We start from the raw sequence: 18,100 nt of genomic DNA, 5'->3' as shown, positions 1-18,100 counted from the left end.
GTTGGCGGCGGAATTCGGGGCGGACATGGCGGCGGCGCTTTTCGAAGCTGGACGTGAGCTGGAACGAAAGACGGGGCCGCGCAACTCACCGCAACCCCGCGGAACGCGGGTCGGTGAGCGCCGTTGTGAGGCGGTGTCCGGGAGTCCGACACCGCCGTTCCGAGCCTGGCGGGCACCCGGGTGACGGGACCTGTCGCAACGCTCCTCGGAAACCACCGCCGCCGCAGGGGCGCGGGTGCGGCCTTGCTGGTAGCGGGAACAGCGTGCATTCTACCGATCCGGCCCTGGTTTGTTCGTGCCGTAATGCCTTGCGGGGCCGCGTGCGCCCGTATCCTGCGCGGCGCAACGACACAACAACGACAAGACGACGACACGTCGATGGGAAGCCGCCGTGGATCTGGTCCAACTTCCTCCCAACAGCCTGCGCGTGGGACAGGTGCTGACGTTCTCGCTGCGCGACGCGGCGGGACATCTGCTGTTCGCCTCCGGGCATCCGCTGCCCGACACCCCGCAGGTCCGCGACCTGCTGGCCCGCGGGCCGTTCGTGCAGGCGCATGAGACGCGCGAGTACCAGCGCGCCCTCGCCCACAAGCTCGACACGATGATGCTGCAGGGTGCGTCGATGTCGGCGCTGGCCAACGCGACCGCCGAATACAAGCCCACGCGCCCGATGCCGATGCCGCAGCAGACGGCGCCGGCGCACACCGCCATCTGGGCCGACCTGCAATGGCACGCGCAGCAGGTGCTGCGCGATGCGCGGCGGCCGGACTTCCTGCTGCGCCTGACGGAGCTGCTCGACAAGGTGCTGGGCCGGCTGACGCAGCAACCGGACGCCTCGCTGGCGATGCTCGTGCACGACGCCGGCCAGGAGCCGCTGCAGTACAGCGCGCGGCATGCGCTGCTGTCGCTGGCGCTGGTCGAGATGACGACGCGCCAGCTGGGTTGGGGCGAAGGCCGCCGCCGCACGCTCGGGCTGGCGGCGCTGACGATGAACCTCGACAGCGGCGCGCAGCAGGACCAGCATGCGATGCGCCCGGAGGCGCTCGGCGAGGCGCAGCGCGAACAGCTCGCCGGTCACGGCGACCGCGCGGCGGCGACGCTGCTGGCGATCGGCGTCGACGACGAGGACTGGCTGACCGCCGTGCGCCTGCATCACGACGCCGGCCCGGGACCGCTGAGCGGCCGTTCCGACGGCGAGTTGATGGCGCGGCTGCTCCGGCGCGCCGACGTCTACGGCGCCCGCCTGAGCCCGCGGCGCAGCCGCCGGCCGTTGTCCGCGGCACAGGCGGCGCGGGCGGTCTACCTCGACGAGCTCCAGCAGCCCGACGAGGCCGGTGCCGCGCTGATCAAGGCGATCGGGCTCTACCCGCCCGGGTCGCTGGTGCGGCTGGCCAACGGCGAGGAAGGCATGGTCCTCAAGCGCGGCCACAGCGCCAACGCGCCGCTGGTGGCCTCGCTGCTCGGCCGCAGCGGCACGCCGTTGACGTCGCCGGTGCTGCGCGACACGCGCCTGCAGGCGCAGGCCATCACGGCCAGCCTCGCGCCGCATGAGATCCGCCTGCGGATCAACATGGATGCGATGTTGAAGTTGTATTGATCGCCCGCGCGGCCGCGAGCCGCGCCGGGATCAGGCCTCTTCGGTTTCCTCGACCAGCCCGCTGAACAGCTTGCTGCCCCAGCGGCGCGGCTGGTAGGCGGAGACCTTCTGCGCGATCGCCCGGATGTGGTCCGGCGTCGTGCCGCAGCAGCCGCCCGCGATGTTCAGGAAGCCTGCGGCGGCGAACTCGCCGACCAGGCGGCCGGTGACATCCGGCGTCTCGTCGAAGCCGGTGTCGCTCATCGGGTTGGGCAGCCCGGCGTTGGGGTAGCAGGAGATCGGCGTGTCGCCGGCCGCCTTCGAGAGTTCCTCGATGTAGGGCCGCATCAGCGCCGCGCCGAGCGCGCAGTTCAAGCCGATCGCGATCGGCTGCGCATGCCGCACCGAGTGCCAGAACGCCGTCACCGTCTGCCCCGACAGGATGCGGCCCGACGCGTCGGTCACCGTGCCGGAGATGATCACCGGCAGGCGTTCGCCGGTGTCGTCCATCAGCTCGTCGACCGCGAAGATCGCGGCCTTGGCGTTGAGCGTGTCGAAGATGGTCTCGATCAGGAACAGGTCGACGCCGCCCTCCAGCATGGCCTTGGCCTGGTCGTAGTAGGCCTTGCGCAGGGTGTCGAAATCGACGTTGCGGGCGCCGGGATCGTTGACGTCAGGGCTGATCGACGCCGTGCGCGGCGTCGGGCCGAGCGCGCCGGCCGCGAAGCGCGGCTTCTCCGGCGTGCTGAACGCGTCGCAGGCTTCGCGCGCCAGCCGCGCGGCGGCGACGTTCATCTCGTAGGCGTAGTCCTGGAGGCCGTAGTCCTCCTGCGCGACGGTCGTCGTGCCGAAGGTGTTGGTCTCGATGATGTCGGCGCCGGCATCGAGGTACTGGCGGTGGATCTCGCTGATGACCTCGGGCTTGGTCAGCACCAGCAGGTCGTTGTTGCCCTTGAGGTCCTTGGGATGATCGGCGAAGCGCTCGCCGCGGAAGTCGGCTTCCGTCAGCTTGTAGCGCTGGATCATCGTGCCCATCGCGCCGTCGAGGACGGCGATGCGCTGCGCCAGGATGGCGGGCAAGGCGGCGCCGCGGGTGTAGGCGACGGCGGGACGGGTGGAAGTCGGGGCATTCATGGGGCTCGATTGTAGAAAGCCCCGCCCCGGCCCACCGTTCTCAACCGCCGAAGACCTTCTTCAGGATGGCGCTTCCCGTGCCGACCGGGTCCTGGCGGATCTTCTTCTCTTCCTGGCCGATCATGAAATAGAGGCCGTCCAGCGCCTTGTCGGTGACATAGCCCTGCAGGTTGGCGTCCTCCTTGCGGATGAGACCGAACCCGGAGGCCTTGCCGGCCACCGCGTTGTACTTCTCGCTCAGCGACTGGCGCTCGGTCGCCTTCGTCACGATGGGCAGGAACTTCGTCGTCAGCGGCGAGCGGGTCTTCTCCTCGAAGAACTGCGTCACCGCGTTGTCGCCGCCGCGCACGATCTTCACCGCGTCCTCGACGCTGATGTTGCGCACGGTGGTCACCAGCAATTGGCGCGCTTCGGGCATCGCCTGCTCGGCGGCGCGGTTCATCGAGGTGATCAGGTCGTCGATGCGCTTGCCCTGGCCGGTCGTGCGCAGCAGGCGCGCGGCGTCCTTGAGGGCGCCGGGCAGTTCTATCTTCACCTGAGGGTTGCCGAGGAAGCCGTCGGTGCGCCCCAGGTTGGCGAGCGCCGCCTGGGCGCCGCGTTCGAGCGCCGCGCGCACGCCGGAGGCGGCGTCGCCCTCGCTCAGGCTCAGCGCCATTGCCCAGGGCGAGGCGCAGCCAGCGCCCAGCAGCGCGATCAGGTCACGGCGAAACAGATTCATCGGTGTCTCCTTCTTGAGCATCAGGGGTGGCCGTCTCGACGGCTTCAGGGGCGGCCTCGGCAGCGATATCCGGGGTATCGGCGGCAGCGTCGTTCGCGGACTCGTCAGAGGGCTTGTTCGAGGATTCGTCCGTGGCGTCCTCGTCGGTGCCGGCGTCGTCCGACACTGCATCTTCCGACTCCGCGAGGTCCATGTCGATGGCGCCGAACGGGCCGGGGCCGTCGCCCAGCTTGAACTCGATGCGCAGGCTGTCGCCGGGTTCCAGCGACACCGGCTTGCCGAGCACCGGCGTGCCCGCGCCGACCAGCGTGCCGGCGCGCAGCGGCCGGTTGAGGGCGGCCTCGGCCAGCAGGTCGCCGAAGGACCATTTCATGCCCGTCTTCGCGTCGACGACGGCCTGCTTGCGCCCGTTGCGCATGACCTGCAGCTGCAGCGCCGCGCGACCGAGGTACCAGGCGCCGGTCAGTTCGTCGGGCGTGACGGCGACCGGTGCGAACTGCAGCGCCGGGCGGCTGTGCAACGCCGGCCAGCCGTTGGCGAGTTCCTCCTGCTGCACCGGCCGCAGCACCCAGTCGCTGACCAGCATCAGCAGCCGGATCGACTCCAGCGCCTGCGACGGCACCGCGCCCTGCGCCAGATCGCCGGTCAGCGCGGCGAGCTGAGGCTCCGGTTCCAGGCCCGGCGTGCGCAGGTCCAGCAATTCGGTGGGACCGAGCAGCGCCTCCGCGCCGCCGGCGCGCAGCAGCGGCGCGCTGAGCCGCTCCGGCCACGCGAGGCCGCGTTCGCGCAAGGCCTGACCCTGCTCGGGGTAGGCCTCGCCGGCGATCCATCCGGCAAGGCGCGGCAGCGGTGCCAGGCATTGCTTCGGATCGAACGCGAACGCGTGCCGCGCCCGGCCGTGATTCAGCGACTGCGACAGCGCCTCCAACTGGGGCGCCATGAAATTCCAGTCGTCGAGCACCTGTTGCAGGCGCGTGGCGATCCCGTTGGCATAGCATGCCTGGCTCAGGTCTCGCGACACGACCACCAGTTGGCCGTCGCGGGATCCGTCGCGGTAGGTGGCGAGTTTCATTGTGGTGAGCGGACAGTCATTCGTGGGGCGATCGTTGGCGGCATTTTCACCTCAGGATCGGATGGCCTTCGCGGCAGCCGTCGCCGGGGCGCTGATGCTGCACGCGGGAGCGATCGGTGCGCTCTCGGGGCGCCCGCTGCCGCAGGCGATCGACACGCCGGTGGTGACGACCCGCATCATCGACGCACCGCGCCCGCCGCCCCCGCCGAAGGCCGAACCGGTCGCACCCGTGATCGCTCCGCCCGCCGTGCGGCGCACATCCCCGCGCAGCGCCCCCGCGCCCGAGACCCGTCCCGTGCCGGCGCTGCTCGCGATGCCCTTGCACGGCGACGGCACCCTCGCCTACGCGTTCCTCATCGACGGCCAACCCGGCGAGGCGGCCCTGAGTTTTCACATCGGAGAAGGCCGCTACAACATCACGCTCGAACGCCGCGCCGGCGATCGCGAATTACCGGTCTGGCGCAGCGAAGGTCGCGTGGGTCCGCAAGGTTTGCAGCCGGAACGGCATCGCGTTTCCCGCCAGGGCCGCGAACGCGAACTGCAGATCTTCGACCGCGACGCCGCGCGGCCGGTTCTGCTGGTAGGCGCGCGCGCCTATCCCCTGTCGGCGGGCACGCAGGATCGCCTCTCGTGGTGGTTGCAACTGGCCGCCATGATGGCCGCGGAGCCCGCGCCCTTTCTCGGCCAGCGGATGCGTGTCCCGGTCGCCGGTCCGACGGGCGTCGGCGACTGGGATTTCGAGGTGATCGCCCGCGACGGCGACCGGTGGCTCCTGCGGCGCGATCTCGTGCGCGGCGCGGGCCGCCCCGCGCTGCAATGGTCCGTCTGGCTCGACGGCCGGCGGGGTTTCCTGGCCGTGGACCTGCGCTTCAGCCTGGACGATGACGAACAGTGGGCGCTCCGCTTGCTGGAGTGATCCCGTCAGCCGCGCACATGTCCGTTTGACCTCGACCCCGTGTGTGCGCGTTACGGTTCGTATATCCGTGAAACCTTGTGCGGTTGGCACCACAAATGCTTGAGGCACGGCCAGCGTGTTCCGCAAGTTCTGCCACCATGGGTCATGGCCTGGGTTGGGAGCGACGGGTCTTGAATCCGTCGCAACAGGCCATAACTCCTACAACCAAGGAGTCCTTCATGCACATGCTCTACGACTCACCGAGCTACATCGTCGTCCAGTTCGATGTACCGGTCGCGCCGTCCGCTGGCGATGCTGCGCACGCCGCCCAGGTGGACCACACCAACCTTCCCTCGCTGCAGCGCGACGGCTTCGAGATCGTCGACAAGTTCACCCGCAAGGAAATCTTCATCGAGGGTGCCCTGGCCCAGACCTTCCAGGAGGGCGTCGAAGCCCTGATCGAGCAAGGCCCCGACGTCGACGACCTCGACGCCTTCATCGCGCAATACGCGAACCTGGGCCAGCAGCCCGTGATCATGCATTGATCCTCCCGCAGCACCCGCCCCCTGACATGCAGTCAGCCACTGCCCCGCCAATGGGCAGTCAGCGATTGCCTGTGGGGCCGGAGTGGTGCTAGGGGTTCGCGGACGCGATGCCCCTTGCGCCGCGGAGAGCCCGCGCTTGGCCTCCCGCACGCTGTCCCCCGCCGAACTCCGCTGATCCCATCAGCCGGGGCTTGTCCCCAAACCTTCCCTGCGCCAAGATCGTGCAGCCGCGCCCCTCCGAGGGGTGAAGCGGCAAGCGGCGCCCGGGTCCGGGGCCATGTCCGCGTCCTCGACGCCGTTCTCGTTCCGGAGACTCCCCTCCCGCACGAACCATGGCCAAGCGCGCGCAGCTCCCGCTGGACTCTCCGGGCCTGTCCGACAGCCCGGTGCTGGACCTCATGTGCTCGCACTTCGTGCTCACGCTGACGGTCCGCCACGCCAACCGCTTCAATCCGCGCCGCGACCTCAGCGGCCTGCTCGCGCTGACCGCGCGTCACCTCGTCTGGCCGCCGCAGGTGCTGGCGCGCGTCCGTGGCTATCTGGCACGGCGCTGCCAGGGGCACTCGCTGTGGGCCGGGCATGAGCGGCTGGGCGACGCCGCCTTCCTCGCCCGTCACGGTGTCTGGCGCGGCCCTTTCGCCGAGGGCACCCTGTTCTTCTACCTCGACGAGTACATCAAGGACGCCCCCAAGGACCTGCTGGCGCTGCTGTCCTGCACCTGCGACGCGCTCGATGGCCAACTGCGGAGCCGATCCACGCTGGTGGAGCAGAACATCGACGTCCTCGGTCGCCTGCTTCAGTTGAACGCTGCCGAGCGTGCGCTGCTGCTCTACGGCACGCTGGCGCGTTATCAGCGTGAACTGCGCGGCGCCCTGGTCGAGTTCAAGGTGAACACCGCGCAGGAGGCCTTCGCCGCGATCGCGGAGGTCGCCGGCGTCGATGCGCACGAGGTGGCCGACGCGCTGCGCGCCGGTTCACGGCTGGAGCGCGTCGGCATGATCGAGAACCTGATCGCCGAGCACAACATCACCGACCTCTCCGACCTGATGAAGGTCAGCGAGCAGCTGCCGCCGGTGCTGATGCGCGCCTACGACGGCCCGCAGGACCTGATGGCCGTGTTCACGCGCCCGGTGACGCCGAGCCCGCTGCAGCGCGCCGACTTCGACTTCATCGCCGAGGACGTGACCCTGCTCGCGACGCTGCTGCGCCAGGCGGTGGCGCAGGCACAGGCGGGCGTGAACGTGCTGCTCTACGGTCCGCCGGGCACCGGCAAGACGGAGCTGGCGAAAGTCGCCGCGCGCGAGGCCGGCCTGAGCCTGTACGAGGTCGAGTACGCCGACCGCGACGGCAACGCGCTGAGCGGCCGCGACCGCTACCGCTCGCTGCAGATCAGCCAGGTATTCCTCAAGGCCAGCCACGACGTCGCGTTGCTGTTCGACGAGGTCGAGGACGTCTTCCCGCACCTGAGCGGCGACACCGCGCACCTGATGGCCCGGCTCGACGCGGCGCTGGAGGTGCCGGCGACGATGACCGTCAACGGCAAGGCCTGGGTCAACCAGATCCTGGAGACCAACCCCGTTCCCGTGCTGTGGATCACCAACCGCATCGAGCACATCGACCCCGCGTTCCGGCGCCGCTTCCAGTACCACCTCGAACTGACCTCGCCACCACCCGGCGCCCGGCTGGGACTGGTGCGCAAGGCGCTGGAGGAACTGCCGGTGCCGGAGGGTTTCGCCGAACGGCTGTCCGAGCGCCGCGGGCTGACGCCGGCGCAGGTCCGCACCGCCGTGCGCTTCGCACGCCTGGCGGGCAGCGAACGGAGTGACGTTGCCGACGGCGGCGCGGATGCTGATGCGGAGGCACGGGCTGCCTTCAACGAACGCCTCGTCAGCCGGCAGCTGCTGCATGCGGACAAGGCGCTCGGCCTGGTCGACGCCTCGCCCCAGGCGCGGCCGTCGGCGACGCGTTACTCGCTGGACCTGATCCACTGCGAATGCCGCTTCGCGCTGCCGCGCCTGATCGAGGCGCTGCGCCGCCGCGGCATGGGCAGCCTGTGCTTCCACGGCCCGCCGGGCAGCGGCAAGACCGCCCTGGCGGAACACATCGCGTCGGAACTGCAACGGCCGCTGATGGTACGGCTGGCCAGCGACCTGATGTCCAAGTACGTCGGCGAGACGGAGCAGAACATGGCCCGCATGTTCGAAACCGCCGCCGCCGAGGGCGCGCTGCTGCTGCTGGACGAGGCCGACAGTTTCCTGCGCAGCCGCCGGAGCGCCGAACGGCATTACGAGGTCAGCGAGGTGAACGAGATGCTGGCCGGCATGGAACGCCACGCCGGGCTCTTCATCTGCACGACCAACGCCTTCGACGACCTGGACGAGGCGGCGTTGCGCCGCTTCAGTTTCAAGATCCGCTTCAAGGCGCTGCGGCTGGACCAGCGGCTGACGATGTTCGAGCGCGAGGTCGGCACGCGGCCGGACGATGCGCAAGCGGACCGGCTCGGCGCGCTGGATGCGTTGACGCTGGGCGACTTCGCGGCGGTGCGGCAGCAGGCCGAGATCCTCGGCGAGGCGCTGTCGCCCGACGAGTTCATGACGCTGCTCGAGGCCGAACATCGCGTGAAGCCGGAGGTCCGGCAGCGCCGCCCGATGGGCTTCCGGGCCGGCGAGACCTGACCCCTTCATCACTCTTGCCCCCATTTCGGCCTCCCCATTCGGGTCTCCCCAATCAGGCCTCGCTCTTCGGTGGGTGCACCGCTTGCCTCGAACCGGTCCGGTTCTATGGCATCGTGCCGCCCATGCTGCATCCGTCCCTGTCGTCTCTCCTGACGCGAGCCTCGCGAGGTCTCGCCACCGGCGCGCTCGCCCTTCTGGCGCTGCTGCTCGGCACCGGCGCGGTGGCCGCGCCGAAGGCCTCCTGTCCGCCCGAGCCCGCGCCCCTGTCCGCCGACCGCCTCGCCGCCCAGGCCAAGGACCGCGGCCTGATGTGGACGCTCAAGCGCGATGGGCGGACCTCCTACCTCTACGCCAGCCTGCACGTCGGCAAGCCGGGCTGGGCCGCGCCCGGCCCGCGGCTGCGCAAGGCGCTGGACGAGGTCGACGCCGTCGCGCTGGAGCTCGACCCGCTCGACCGCGACGCCTGGAAGATGCCGGCGATGCCCGAGCTGCCGCTGGACGCCGCCCTGCGCCAGCGGCTGGACGCGCAGGCCGCGGCGGTGTGCCTGGAGCCCCGCGCGCTCGCCGCGATGCATCCGTTGCTGCAGACCAGCACCTACATGCTGCTGCGTGCCCGGTCGCTGGGACTGGACGTGCGCTACGGCCAGGAGATGCTGCTGAGCCAGTGGGCGCGCGACCGCGGCCTGCCGGTGCTGGCGCTGGAGACGCTGCAGGGCCAGCTCGAGGCGCTGCTGCCCGCCGACGAGGACGCGGCGCGGCGCGAACTGCGATCCAACCTGCAGCAGCTCGAACGGCCGAAGTCGCTGCTGCGCACGCTGGACACGATGGTGGGCGTCTACGACCGCGGCGACCTGGGCCGCCTGAACCGGTACGCCGACTGGTGCGACTGCGTGGCCGACGCCGCCGACCGCGCCGCGCTGCAACGGATCAACGACGGGCGCAATCCCGCCCTCGCCCAACGGATCTCCGAACTGCACCAGCGCGGCCAGTCGCTGCTGGTGGCCGTCGGCGCGATGCACATGACCGGACCGCGCGCGCTCACTGCCTTGCTCAAGGAACAGGGCTTCGAGGTAACCCTGATGCCGCGGACCGGATCGCGGTGACCGAGTTGCGGCACACTGGGCCGCGCCGGCCCGGTCTTTCCGCCGGCCTTCTCCTTCTTTCCACCGACGCTTTCCCTCTGGAGTCGCGCATCTTGGACAACCTGCCGTCCTTCTTCCAATCGCTGTTCCTGGTGCCGCTGACGCTGCTGCCGATCATCAACCCGGTGGGCGTGGCCCCGATCGTCATCGGCGCGGCCGGCGGCGACGACAAGGTCCTGAAGCGGCTGGCGCGCCAGGTCGCGATCAACGGCTGGGTCGTGATCATGGTGTCGCTGCTGGTGGGCACCTACGTGCTGGACCTGTTCGGCATCTCGCTGCCGGTCGTGCGCGTCGGCGGCGGCCTGCTGGTGGCCTACAGCGCCTGGGTCATGCTGACCCGCAACGAGACCGACGAGATGCAGGCCGCCGTGGTGCACGCCTCGCCCGGCGACATCACCGAGGCCGAGATCGTCCGCCGCAGCTTCTTCCCGATCACCTTCCCGCTGACTACCGGTCCGGGCAGCATCGCCGCGGCGATCGCGCTGGGTGCGCAGATCCCGCGCTCGCCGGTGCCGTACGTGATGGGCGCGGGCATCGCCGCCATCGGCGCGGCCTTCACGGCCGCCGTGGTCTACCTGGTCTACCGCAACGGCGGCCGGCTGCTGATGAAGATGGGCGAGGTCGGCACCCTGGTCATGATGCGGCTGATGGCCTTCGTGCTGCTGTGCATCGGCATCCAGATCCTGTGGTCCGGTTGGGCCGACCTGAACCACATTCCGACCTGACGCGGACACCGCCCTTCCCGACATCGGACGGTCCCCGCCAGGACGTAGGATCGGACCCATGGCCGCCCCCGGGCACTCCGCGCACGCGGAGGCAACCGGCGCGGACGGCCCCAGGAGACACCATGGCGGACACCGACTTCAGCAAATTCGTTCCGGGCTTCGATTTCCTGCAAGGACTGATGAAGAACGCCGGGGCCGCGATCCCTGGCTTCAACCAGTGGGTCGCGCCGACGCTGGATCCCGAGGAGCTGGACAAGCGCATCGACGAACTGCGCACCGTGCAGTTCTGGCTCGAGAACAACGCCCGCATGCTCAACGCGACCATCCAGGCGCTGGAGGTGCAGCGGATGACGCTGTCGACGCTGCACGCGATGAACGTGCCGATGGCCGACCTGAAGGACGTGCTGAAGACACCACCGGTGCCGCCCGCGCGGCCGGCGCCGGCGGAAGCGCCGGTTCAGGCGGAAGCGAAATCCGCGCCGATGCCGGAGGCGGGTGCCCATGACCCGGCCGGTCCCAGACCTGCCGGTGCCGATCCGATGCAATGGTGGAACGCCCTCACGCAACAGTTCACGCAGGTCGCGTCCAACGCGATGAAGACGGCCCAGACCGCCGCGGCGGCCGCGACACCGGCGACCAAGGCGGCCCCGCCGGCGGCGAAGAAGGCGTCCGCCACATCCGCCGCCAAGTCCGCCACGAAGCCCGCCGCAAGGAAGGCGGCACCCGCGCGCAAGGCCGCCCCCAAACGCAAGGCGCCTTGAGCCATCCCCAGTTCCATCGAGGGCCGTTCATGCCTCGTTTCTTCCAGGCACACGCCACCCATCCCGATCCCCACATGGCGCTGGCGCTGGCCGGCGCGCAGCTGGAGGGGCAGCGCGCCGGCATGACGCCGACGCTGGGTTTCCTCTACCTCACGCATCCCTACGTGCCGCAGGCGCAGGCGCTGCTGGACGAGGTGCGCGAGCGCTGGCCGGGCTGTGGCTGGGTCGGGGCCTCGGCGCTGGCGGTCAGCGCCAGCGGCGTCGAGTACTTCGACGAGCCGGCGCTGGTCGTCATGCTCTGCGACCTGCCCTCGGACCAATGGCGGATCTTCTCGGGACTGCGGCCGCTGACGCCCGACTGTGAGTCGCGCAGCCTGCTGCTCCACGCCGACGGCGGCACGCCCGACCTGCAGGAACTGATCAGCGAGCTCGCCCAGCGCTGCAGCAGCGGCTACCTCTTCGGCGGGCTGGTCAGCGGGGGCGACGACGCGGTGCAGATCGCCGACGGCGTCTTCGAAGGCGGTCTGTCGGGCCTGGCGCTCGGCCCGGACGTGCGCTGGATCTCGCGCGTCAGCCAAGGCTGCCAGCCGCTGGGCCGCGAACGCCGCGTCACCGGCTGCGACGGGCCGCTGGTCACGGAACTCGACGGCCAGCCGGCGCTCGACGCGCTGCTCGAGGACCTGAAGCTGCCCGCCTACACCGGCGAATCCGGCTCCCTGCGCCAGGCGATGCCGCTGTTCCGCCGCACGCTGGTCGGCCTCAGCGACGAACCCGGCGCCCGCCGCGAGTACGGGGCCGAGGTGCGCGTGCGGCACCTGGTCGGCCTCGATCCCGGCCGGCGCGGCATCGCCGTCGCCGAACAGATGCACGAGGGCGAACTGCTGAGCTTCTGCGAACGCCACCCCGACGCCGCCCGGCGCGACCTCGTGCGCATCTGCACCGAGATCCGCGCCGAGGCGGAGGAGCGCGGCGCCCGCATGGCCGGCGCGCTGTACTTCAGCTGCACCGGTCGCGGCGGGCCGCACTTCGGCGCGCCGTCGGCGGAGCTGCAGTGGGTGCAGCACGCGCTCGGCGACGTGCCGCTGGCCGGCTTCTTCGCCAACGGGGAGATCGCCCACGCGCGCTTGCACGGCTATACCGGCGTGCTGACGGTGTTCCTGGACGCCTGATGCCCGCCCGCCGCGACCTGCTGCAGGCCGCCGCGGCCTCGGCCTTCTCCACCGCCCTGCCTGCGCTGTCCCTCCTGCCGGGGCTCGCGTCGGCCGCCCGGCCCGCCAGCGTCCCGCTTGCCTCGACGCCGCCGGAACCGACCACCGTCGTCTATCCGCGCCACCTGCCGCAGCAGGACAAGCAGGTCGACTACTTCATCAGCCTGCTGCACGCCGCGCTGCAGCGCAGCGGCACGCGCTACGCGCTGATCCAGACCCAGTCGGAGATGGTGCAGAGCCGCGCGCTGCTGGAGATGGCCAGCAACGACCCCGGCATCGACGTGTTCTGGACGATGACCGACCCGCAGCGCGAGAAGAGCCTGCTGCCGGTCCGCGTTCCGCTGGACCGCGGGCTGATCGGATGGCGCCTGTGCCTGACGCGCGCCGCCGACCGCGACCGCCTGCGCGACGTGAAGGATCTGAAGGACCTCGCGCGGCTGACCGCCGGGCAGATGCATGACTGGCCTGACACCGCCGTGCTGCGCGCCAACGGCTTGCCGGTGCAGGTGAGCACGCATTACCAGGGCCTGTTCCAGATGCTGTCGGCGGGTCGCTTCGACTACTTCCCGCGGTCGATCTTCGAGATCGATTCGGAGCTCAGCAGCTTCGCCGATCAAAACCTCGTCATCGACCCTTACCTGCTGTTGCACTACCCGGCGGCGCTCTACATGTTCGTCCGGCCTGGCCGTCCGCGGCTGGCGGCGGACCTGACGCGCGGCATGAACGCCCTGGTGGCCGACGGCACTTTCGAGCGCCTGTCGCGCCAGATCTTCGGCGATCTGCTGCAGCGCCACCGCATCGACCAGCGCCGTGTGCTGAGGCTGCGCAACCCGCTGCTGCCCGCGCAGACGCCGCTCGACCGCAAGGCCTTGTGGTGGCCGTTGCCGGGTTCCCGCTGACGGGTTCCCACCGACGGGGGATGCGGGTTCAGTCCGGGGTCAGCGCGCGGGGCTACAGTTCGACGCCATGACCGCCGTCCTTCCTTCGACCCACGAGCCGCCCGGCGACCAGGCCGCCGCGCTGGCCAGCTACCGTGCCGGGCGCCGCTCGAAGCTGGTCCAGGCCCTGCGGGCCGAGCTGCCTGCGCATGCGCTGCTGTGGCAGGACGAGCAGACGCGCCCCTACGAATGCGACGGCCTGACCGCCTATCGCGAACGCCCGCTGGCGGTGGCGCTGCCCGAGACCGAGGCGCAGGTCGCCGGCGTGCTCAAGGCCTGCCACGCGCTGGGCGTGCCGGTGGTGGCGCGCGGCGCGGGCACCGGCCTGTCCGGCGGCGCGATGCCGCACGCCGAAGGCCTGACGCTGGCGCTGGCGAAGTTCAACCGCATCGTCGCCATCGACCCGCTGGCGCGGACCGCCCGCGTGCAATGCGGCGTGCGCAACCTGGCGATCTCCGAGGCGGCGGCCGCGCACGGCCTGTACTACGCACCGGACCCGAGCAGCCAGATCGCCTGCACGATCGGCGGCAACGTCGCGGAGAACTCCGGCGGCGTGCATTGCCTGAAGTACGGCCTGACGCTGCACAACGTGCTGAAGGTGCGCGGCTTCACGGTCGAAGGCGAGCCGGTCGAGTTCGGCTCCGAGGCCCTGGACGCCGCCGGCCTGGACCTGCTGAGCGTCGTCATCGGCAGCGAAGGCATGCTGGCGGTGGTGACCGAGGTCGTCGTCAAGCTGACGCCCAAGCCGCAGTTGGCGCGCTGCATCATGGCCAGCTTCGACGACCTGCGCCGCGCCGGCGACGCCGTGGCGGCGATCATCGCGGCCGGCATCATTCCCGCCGGCCTGGAGATGATGGACAAGCCGATGACCGCGGCGGTCGAGGACTTCGTCCATGCCGGTTACGACCTCGACGCCGAGGCGATCCTGCTGTGCGAGAGCGACGGCACGCCCGAGGAGGTCGAGGAAGAGATCGGCCGCATGAACGAGGTGCTGCGCGCGAATGGCGCGACGCGGCTCGAAGTCAGCGAGAACGAAGCGCAACGGCTGCGCTTCTGGAGCGGCCGCAAGAATGCCTTCCCGGCCTCGGGGCGCATCAGCCCGGACTACATGTGCATGGACTCGACGATCCCGCGCAAGCGGCTCGCCGACATCCTGCTGGCGATCCAGGAGATGGAGCGCAAGTACGGGCTGCGCTGCGCCAACGTCTTCCACGCCGGCGACGGCAACCTGCATCCGCTGATCCTGTTCGACGCGAACGATCCGGATCAGCTGCACCGCTGCGAGCGTTTCGGCGCGGACATCCTCGAGACCAGCGTCGCGATGGGCGGCACGGTCACCGGGGAACACGGCGTGGGGGTCGAGAAGCTCAACAGCATGTGCGTGCAGTTCTCGCCGCAGGAACGTGAATGGATGCTGGCTCTGAAGCGGGCCTTCGATCCGCAAGGCCTGCTGAACCCCGGCAAGGTGATCCCGACGCTGCAGCGCTGCGCCGAATACGGCCGCATGCATGTGAAGCGCGGCGCCCTCTCATTCCCAGAACTGGAGCGATTCTGATGGCAGCGCAAGCAGCAGGTGTCGCGGCGGCGGACACGGATCCGGCCGCCGGCTTCGTCCCCGCGACGCAACTGATGGCCACGCTGGAAGCGATGGCGGCACGCTTCGCCGAAGGCCGGCCGGTGCGTTTCACCGGCCACGGCAGCAAGGACTTCTACGGCGGCCCGCTGGGCGACGCCGAGCCGATGTCGACGCTGTCCCTCAACGGCGTGATGGCGTATGAGCCGAGCGAGCTCTACATCACTGCCGCCGCCGGCACGCCCGTGGCGGACGTCGAGGCGCTGCTCGCGCAGCACGGGCAGCACCTGGCCTTCGAGCCGCCGCGTTTCGTCGGCGCGGCCTCGGGCGGCACGGGCACGATCGGCGGGATGGTCGCGAGCGGGCTCTCGGGTCCGGCGCGTGCGACGGCCGGCGCGGTGCGCGATCACGTGCTCGGGTTGACGATGCTGGACGCGAAGGGCGAACTGCTGCACTTCGGCGGCACGGTGATGAAGAACGTCGCCGGCTACGACGTGTCGCGGCTGATGGCCGGATCGATGGGCGTGCTCGGGTTGATCGCCCAAGTCACGCTGAAGGTGCTGCCGCAGCCGGTCGCGACGGTGACGCTGCGCTTCGAGGCCTCGCAGGACAAGGCGCTGCTGCGGATGAACCGCTGGGGCGGGCAGCCGCTGCCGATCTCGGCGAGCGCCTGGTGGGACGGCGCGCTGGTGGTGCGCCTCTCCGGCGCCGAGGCGGCGGTGCGCGCGGCGGGCCACAAGCTCGGCGGCTCCGCGATTCCGGAAGCGATGGCCGCGCCGTTCTGGCAGGGCCTGCGCGACCAGTGCGACGAGTTCTTCCTCGGCGCGCGCCGGGCGGTGCAAGGCGGCGCCACGCTGTGGCGCATCGCCGTGCCGTCGACGACGCCGCAGATGGCGCTGCACGGCGAGCAGCTCGTGGAATGGGGCGGCGCGCAACGCTGGGTCGTGACGCCGATGGCGCCGGCGCAGGTGCGAGAGGTGGTGGCCGCGGCAGGCGGACACGCGACGATGTTCTACGCGAACGACAAGTCGGACGGCACGTTCTCGCCGCTCGGCCCGCAGCTGACGCGGATCCACAAGGCGCTGAAGCGGCAGTTCGATCCGGCGGGGATCTTCAATCCGGGGCGTCTTTACACTGATCTATAGCCGGTAGACGTCCGATCTCCAGCCAACGCCAACTTCTTTCTCTCCATGTACGTCAAATCCCTCCAGATCGAAAACTTCCGGCGCTTCGAGAAGTTCGAGTGCGCGTTCGATCCGAAGCTGACCTTGTTGATGGGGCTGAACGGGGCGGGCAAGTCATCGCTATTGAAAGCCATTGCCCTTCCGATCAGCGCGGCCATGCACCGCGGCGGTTGGTCGTCCCGGCTCGCGTTTGAACGAGATGATGTGCGCTGCGGGTATTCAGACGAACCATCTAACGAGAGTTGGAAGCACCTCATTTTTCCTTCAACCCTGACGGTCGAGTTGGAGACCGACGAAGGAGATGCGCTTCTTCGTCTTGAGCACAGCGGCGTGGAATCTCACCTTATTCAAGGGCGTACTGCGGTCGAGCGGGAATTCGGCCCCCACAACTTTCAGGGTCAGGTGTTCCGTTCGTTTTCCCCAGAGAACGTCTCTCCCATCCCCTTGGTCGCGCGATTCGGCATCTCGACGCCAAAGAGTTCGGTTGTCATGGCGGTGGCCAATCGTCCATTCGAGGAGAAGCGCCAGATCTGGGATCGCTTCAACAGCGATTCAATCGATGCTTCAAGCCTTTCCCAATGGTTTCAATTCAACGAGTTTCGATCGCTACAAGAAGGCAGAGAGCCGCTGATCTACCGCGCGGCCAAGGAAGCGGTCATCGCCGCGACGCACGCGGTGGATATCAAGTTCGTCGTCCGCGAGAACCGTTTGATGCTTCGCTTCGCTGCGGACGGGTGGCGACCCTTCGACGAGTTGAGCGATGGCCAACGTCGATTGGCCGGGCTGTTCATGGAGATCGCCGTTCGCGCGTCTTCCCTCAATTCCCATCTTGGGGATCGATGCGTTGCCGAAACTCCTGGATTGGTGCTGATCGATGAACTCGACATGCATCTGCACCCGCAGTGGCAGCGTGCCGTGATCGACGACCTGCTGGAAACTTTCCCGAAGCTCCAGTTCATCGTTGCATCGCACTCTCCGTTCCTCATCCAATCAGCATTGGAGCGGGGAATCGTGATCGACGTCGCGACAGGCGAACTCGCAACCGCGACAGATCACAGCATCGAAGACATCACCGAGCAGGTGATGGGCGTAGACCAGCCTCAGCGAAGCCAACGCTTCCTGGAGATGCGGCAACTGGCGCAGGAGTACCTCGAGCTCATGGAATCGCCAGCGCCCACTGCTGAGGCAAAGGCCGATCTGAAGGCTCGACTGGATCAAGCCCTCTCCGTTTTCGCCGATGATCCAGCGGCTGCGGCCTGGCTGAGCCAGAGGCGCATTGCCAAAGGAATCTGATCGATGCGCTCTGTCGACAAAGGCTCTCATCCCACGCTCGACACAGGAGAACTTGTTCAGCTCAGCCCGTATCAAGAGGCCGCCACGCATCTGAAGCGGCGATTAGGCAGGTATTGCAGTTTCTGCGAACGCTCCGTCCCTGTTAGCCTAGCGGTTGAGCACAAGCTTCCTAAGCATCACTTTCCCGAGTTGGAATGCATCTGGGACAACTTCCTGCTCGGCTGCGCCAACTGCAACGGCGTCAAAGGAACCACTTTCGTCGTTGACGGCGCTGTGATGTTCCCGGACACCCACGACACTTTCAGCGCATTGGAGTACGTCGAGTCGGGGCGCATCCGCCTCCGTTCGGGTCTGCCTAGCGAGACCGCTGCGGAAGCTACTGCATTGCTCAATCTGGTGGGGCTTTCTCGCGAGCCTAAGGACCTAACGGAAGCTGATCACCGCTGGGACGATCGGCTGGAGACTTGGTCCCTCGCCATCCAAAGTCGCGAGGACCTTGCTTCTGACGACACGCCTGCGATGCGTGCAGCCATTCTTCGAACTGCAGTTTCGCGAGGAGGCTTTTCGATTTGGATGGTTGCGTTCGCGCACGACCCCAAGATGCGCCAGGCTCTCGCCACCGCCTTCCCAGGCACCCGTTCTCTGGAAGTGGCCGCCTGAC

At 69.2% G+C, this 18,100-nt stretch carries 16 protein-coding genes and 1 riboswitch; of the genes, 13 read left to right on the top strand and 3 right to left on the bottom strand.

Going from position 1 to position 18,100, the window contains the following annotated elements:
• Nucleotides 1–108 precede the first annotated feature (108 nt).
• Nucleotides 109–213, bottom strand: a riboswitch (S-adenosyl-L-homocysteine riboswitch).
• Between the two features lie 178 nt (nucleotides 214–391).
• Nucleotides 392–1,597 (top strand): HD-GYP domain-containing protein, encoded by a 1,206-nt coding sequence (locus tag AC07OZ_RS11060; RefSeq protein WP_495467180.1) that lies wholly within the window; start codon nucleotides 392–394, stop codon nucleotides 1,595–1,597.
• Between the two features lie 30 nt (nucleotides 1,598–1,627).
• Here AC07OZ_RS11060 and AC07OZ_RS11055 read toward each other — a convergent pair whose 3' ends face one another.
• Genes AC07OZ_RS11055 through AC07OZ_RS11045 form a run of 3 tightly spaced genes read right to left on the bottom strand, consistent with a single transcriptional unit; the run spans nucleotide 1,628 to nucleotide 4,500 of the window.
• A complete protein-coding gene (locus AC07OZ_RS11055; RefSeq protein WP_495467179.1) occupies nucleotides 1,628–2,710 on the bottom strand; it encodes a homocysteine S-methyltransferase family protein in 1,083 nt (360 codons plus the stop codon).
• A 40-nt stretch (nucleotides 2,711–2,750) separates the two neighbouring features.
• Nucleotides 2,751–3,428 carry a DUF4197 domain-containing protein gene (locus tag AC07OZ_RS11050; protein ID WP_495467178.1) on the bottom strand — a complete coding sequence of 226 codons (678 nt, stop codon included), beginning with the start codon at nucleotides 3,426–3,428 and terminating at the stop codon, nucleotides 2,751–2,753.
• Nucleotides 3,409–4,500, bottom strand: a complete 1,092-nt coding sequence (locus tag AC07OZ_RS11045) for a fumarylacetoacetate hydrolase family protein (RefSeq protein WP_495467177.1) — start codon at nucleotides 4,498–4,500, stop codon at nucleotides 3,409–3,411. Before AC07OZ_RS11045 ends, AC07OZ_RS11050 begins: the two co-directional genes overlap by 20 nt.
• Nucleotides 4,501–4,561: 61 nt before the next feature.
• Here AC07OZ_RS11045 and AC07OZ_RS11040 point away from each other — a divergent pair, with 61 nt between their 5' ends.
• From AC07OZ_RS11040 to AC07OZ_RS10985, 12 genes are all read left to right on the top strand, one after another.
• Nucleotides 4,562–5,416, top strand: a complete 855-nt coding sequence (locus AC07OZ_RS11040; RefSeq protein ID WP_495467176.1) for a hypothetical protein — start codon at nucleotides 4,562–4,564, stop codon at nucleotides 5,414–5,416.
• Nucleotides 5,417–5,634: 218 nt separating this feature from the next.
• Nucleotides 5,635–5,940 (top strand): BTH_I0359 family protein, encoded by a 306-nt coding sequence (locus tag AC07OZ_RS11035; RefSeq protein ID WP_067279348.1) that lies wholly within the window; start codon nucleotides 5,635–5,637, stop codon nucleotides 5,938–5,940.
• A gap of 332 nt (nucleotides 5,941–6,272) precedes the next feature.
• Nucleotides 6,273–8,615 (top strand): ATP-binding protein, encoded by a 2,343-nt coding sequence (locus AC07OZ_RS11030; RefSeq protein WP_495467175.1) that lies wholly within the window; start codon nucleotides 6,273–6,275, stop codon nucleotides 8,613–8,615.
• A 122-nt stretch (nucleotides 8,616–8,737) separates the two neighbouring features.
• A complete protein-coding gene (locus tag AC07OZ_RS11025) occupies nucleotides 8,738–9,718 on the top strand; it encodes a TraB/GumN family protein (RefSeq protein WP_495467174.1) in 981 nt (326 codons plus the stop codon).
• A 92-nt stretch (nucleotides 9,719–9,810) separates the two neighbouring features.
• Nucleotides 9,811–10,482 carry a MarC family protein gene (locus AC07OZ_RS11020; protein WP_495467173.1) on the top strand — a complete coding sequence of 224 codons (672 nt, stop codon included), beginning with the start codon at nucleotides 9,811–9,813 and terminating at the stop codon, nucleotides 10,480–10,482.
• Between the two features lie 122 nt (nucleotides 10,483–10,604).
• Nucleotides 10,605–11,243, top strand: coding sequence for a PhaM family polyhydroxyalkanoate granule multifunctional regulatory protein (locus AC07OZ_RS11015; RefSeq protein WP_495467172.1), 639 nt, complete (start codon nucleotides 10,605–10,607; stop codon nucleotides 11,241–11,243).
• Between the two features lie 29 nt (nucleotides 11,244–11,272).
• Nucleotides 11,273–12,412: an FIST signal transduction protein gene (locus AC07OZ_RS11010; RefSeq protein WP_495467171.1), complete on the top strand. Its 1,140-nt coding sequence runs from the start codon at nucleotides 11,273–11,275 to the stop codon at nucleotides 12,410–12,412.
• Nucleotides 12,412–13,350, top strand: a complete 939-nt coding sequence (locus AC07OZ_RS11005) for a substrate-binding periplasmic protein (protein ID WP_495467170.1) — start codon at nucleotides 12,412–12,414, stop codon at nucleotides 13,348–13,350. The genes AC07OZ_RS11010 and AC07OZ_RS11005 overlap by 1 nt, the downstream gene beginning before the upstream one ends.
• Nucleotides 13,351–13,417: 67 nt before the next feature.
• Entirely contained in the window at nucleotides 13,418–14,944 is a 1,527-nt protein-coding gene (locus tag AC07OZ_RS11000) for an FAD-linked oxidase C-terminal domain-containing protein (RefSeq protein ID WP_495467169.1), read from the top strand.
• Between the two features lie 74 nt (nucleotides 14,945–15,018).
• Nucleotides 15,019–16,107, top strand: coding sequence for a glycolate oxidase subunit GlcE (gene glcE, locus AC07OZ_RS10995; protein WP_495467366.1), 1,089 nt, complete (start codon nucleotides 15,019–15,021; stop codon nucleotides 16,105–16,107).
• Nucleotides 16,108–16,152: 45 nt separating this feature from the next.
• Nucleotides 16,153–17,439: an AAA family ATPase gene (locus tag AC07OZ_RS10990; protein WP_495467168.1), complete on the top strand. Its 1,287-nt coding sequence runs from the start codon at nucleotides 16,153–16,155 to the stop codon at nucleotides 17,437–17,439.
• A 3-nt stretch (nucleotides 17,440–17,442) separates the two neighbouring features.
• On the top strand, nucleotides 17,443–18,099 hold the full coding sequence (locus AC07OZ_RS10985; RefSeq protein ID WP_495467167.1) for an HNH endonuclease family protein: 657 nt from the start codon (nucleotides 17,443–17,445) through the stop codon (nucleotides 18,097–18,099).
• The last annotated feature ends 1 nt before the right edge of the window (nucleotide 18,100 follow it).

It is taken from the genome of Roseateles sp. GW821-FHT09G03, from assembly GCF_059416045.1.
The sequence above is the reverse complement of the archived record's forward strand: the minus strand, read 5'-3'. Positions and strand labels throughout refer to the sequence as shown.

What these genes read in the sequence shown, in the direction of transcription:
- AC07OZ_RS11010 (WP_495467171.1), top strand. Translation starts at nt 11,273, where the DNA reads ATGCCTCGTTTCTTCCAGGCACACGCCACCCATCCCGATCCCCACATG.
- AC07OZ_RS11045 (WP_495467177.1), bottom strand. Translation starts at nt 4,500, where the DNA reads ATGAAACTCGCCACCTACCGCGACGGATCCCGCGACGGCCAACTGGTG.
- AC07OZ_RS11040 (WP_495467176.1), top strand. Translation starts at nt 4,562, where the DNA reads ATGGCCTTCGCGGCAGCCGTCGCCGGGGCGCTGATGCTGCACGCGGGA.
- AC07OZ_RS11035 (WP_067279348.1), top strand. Translation starts at nt 5,635, where the DNA reads ATGCACATGCTCTACGACTCACCGAGCTACATCGTCGTCCAGTTCGAT.
- AC07OZ_RS11015 (WP_495467172.1), top strand. Translation starts at nt 10,605, where the DNA reads ATGGCGGACACCGACTTCAGCAAATTCGTTCCGGGCTTCGATTTCCTG.
- AC07OZ_RS11025 (WP_495467174.1), top strand. Translation starts at nt 8,738, where the DNA reads ATGCTGCATCCGTCCCTGTCGTCTCTCCTGACGCGAGCCTCGCGAGGT.
- AC07OZ_RS10985 (WP_495467167.1), top strand. Translation starts at nt 17,443, where the DNA reads ATGCGCTCTGTCGACAAAGGCTCTCATCCCACGCTCGACACAGGAGAA.
- glcE (WP_495467366.1), top strand. Translation starts at nt 15,019, where the DNA reads ATGGCCACGCTGGAAGCGATGGCGGCACGCTTCGCCGAAGGCCGGCCG.
- AC07OZ_RS11000 (WP_495467169.1), top strand. Translation starts at nt 13,418, where the DNA reads ATGACCGCCGTCCTTCCTTCGACCCACGAGCCGCCCGGCGACCAGGCC.
- AC07OZ_RS11055 (WP_495467179.1), bottom strand. Translation starts at nt 2,710, where the DNA reads ATGAATGCCCCGACTTCCACCCGTCCCGCCGTCGCCTACACCCGCGGC.
- AC07OZ_RS10990 (WP_495467168.1), top strand. Translation starts at nt 16,153, where the DNA reads ATGTACGTCAAATCCCTCCAGATCGAAAACTTCCGGCGCTTCGAGAAG.
- AC07OZ_RS11050 (WP_495467178.1), bottom strand. Translation starts at nt 3,428, where the DNA reads ATGAATCTGTTTCGCCGTGACCTGATCGCGCTGCTGGGCGCTGGCTGC.
- AC07OZ_RS11005 (WP_495467170.1), top strand. Translation starts at nt 12,412, where the DNA reads ATGCCCGCCCGCCGCGACCTGCTGCAGGCCGCCGCGGCCTCGGCCTTC.
- AC07OZ_RS11030 (WP_495467175.1), top strand. Translation starts at nt 6,273, where the DNA reads ATGGCCAAGCGCGCGCAGCTCCCGCTGGACTCTCCGGGCCTGTCCGAC.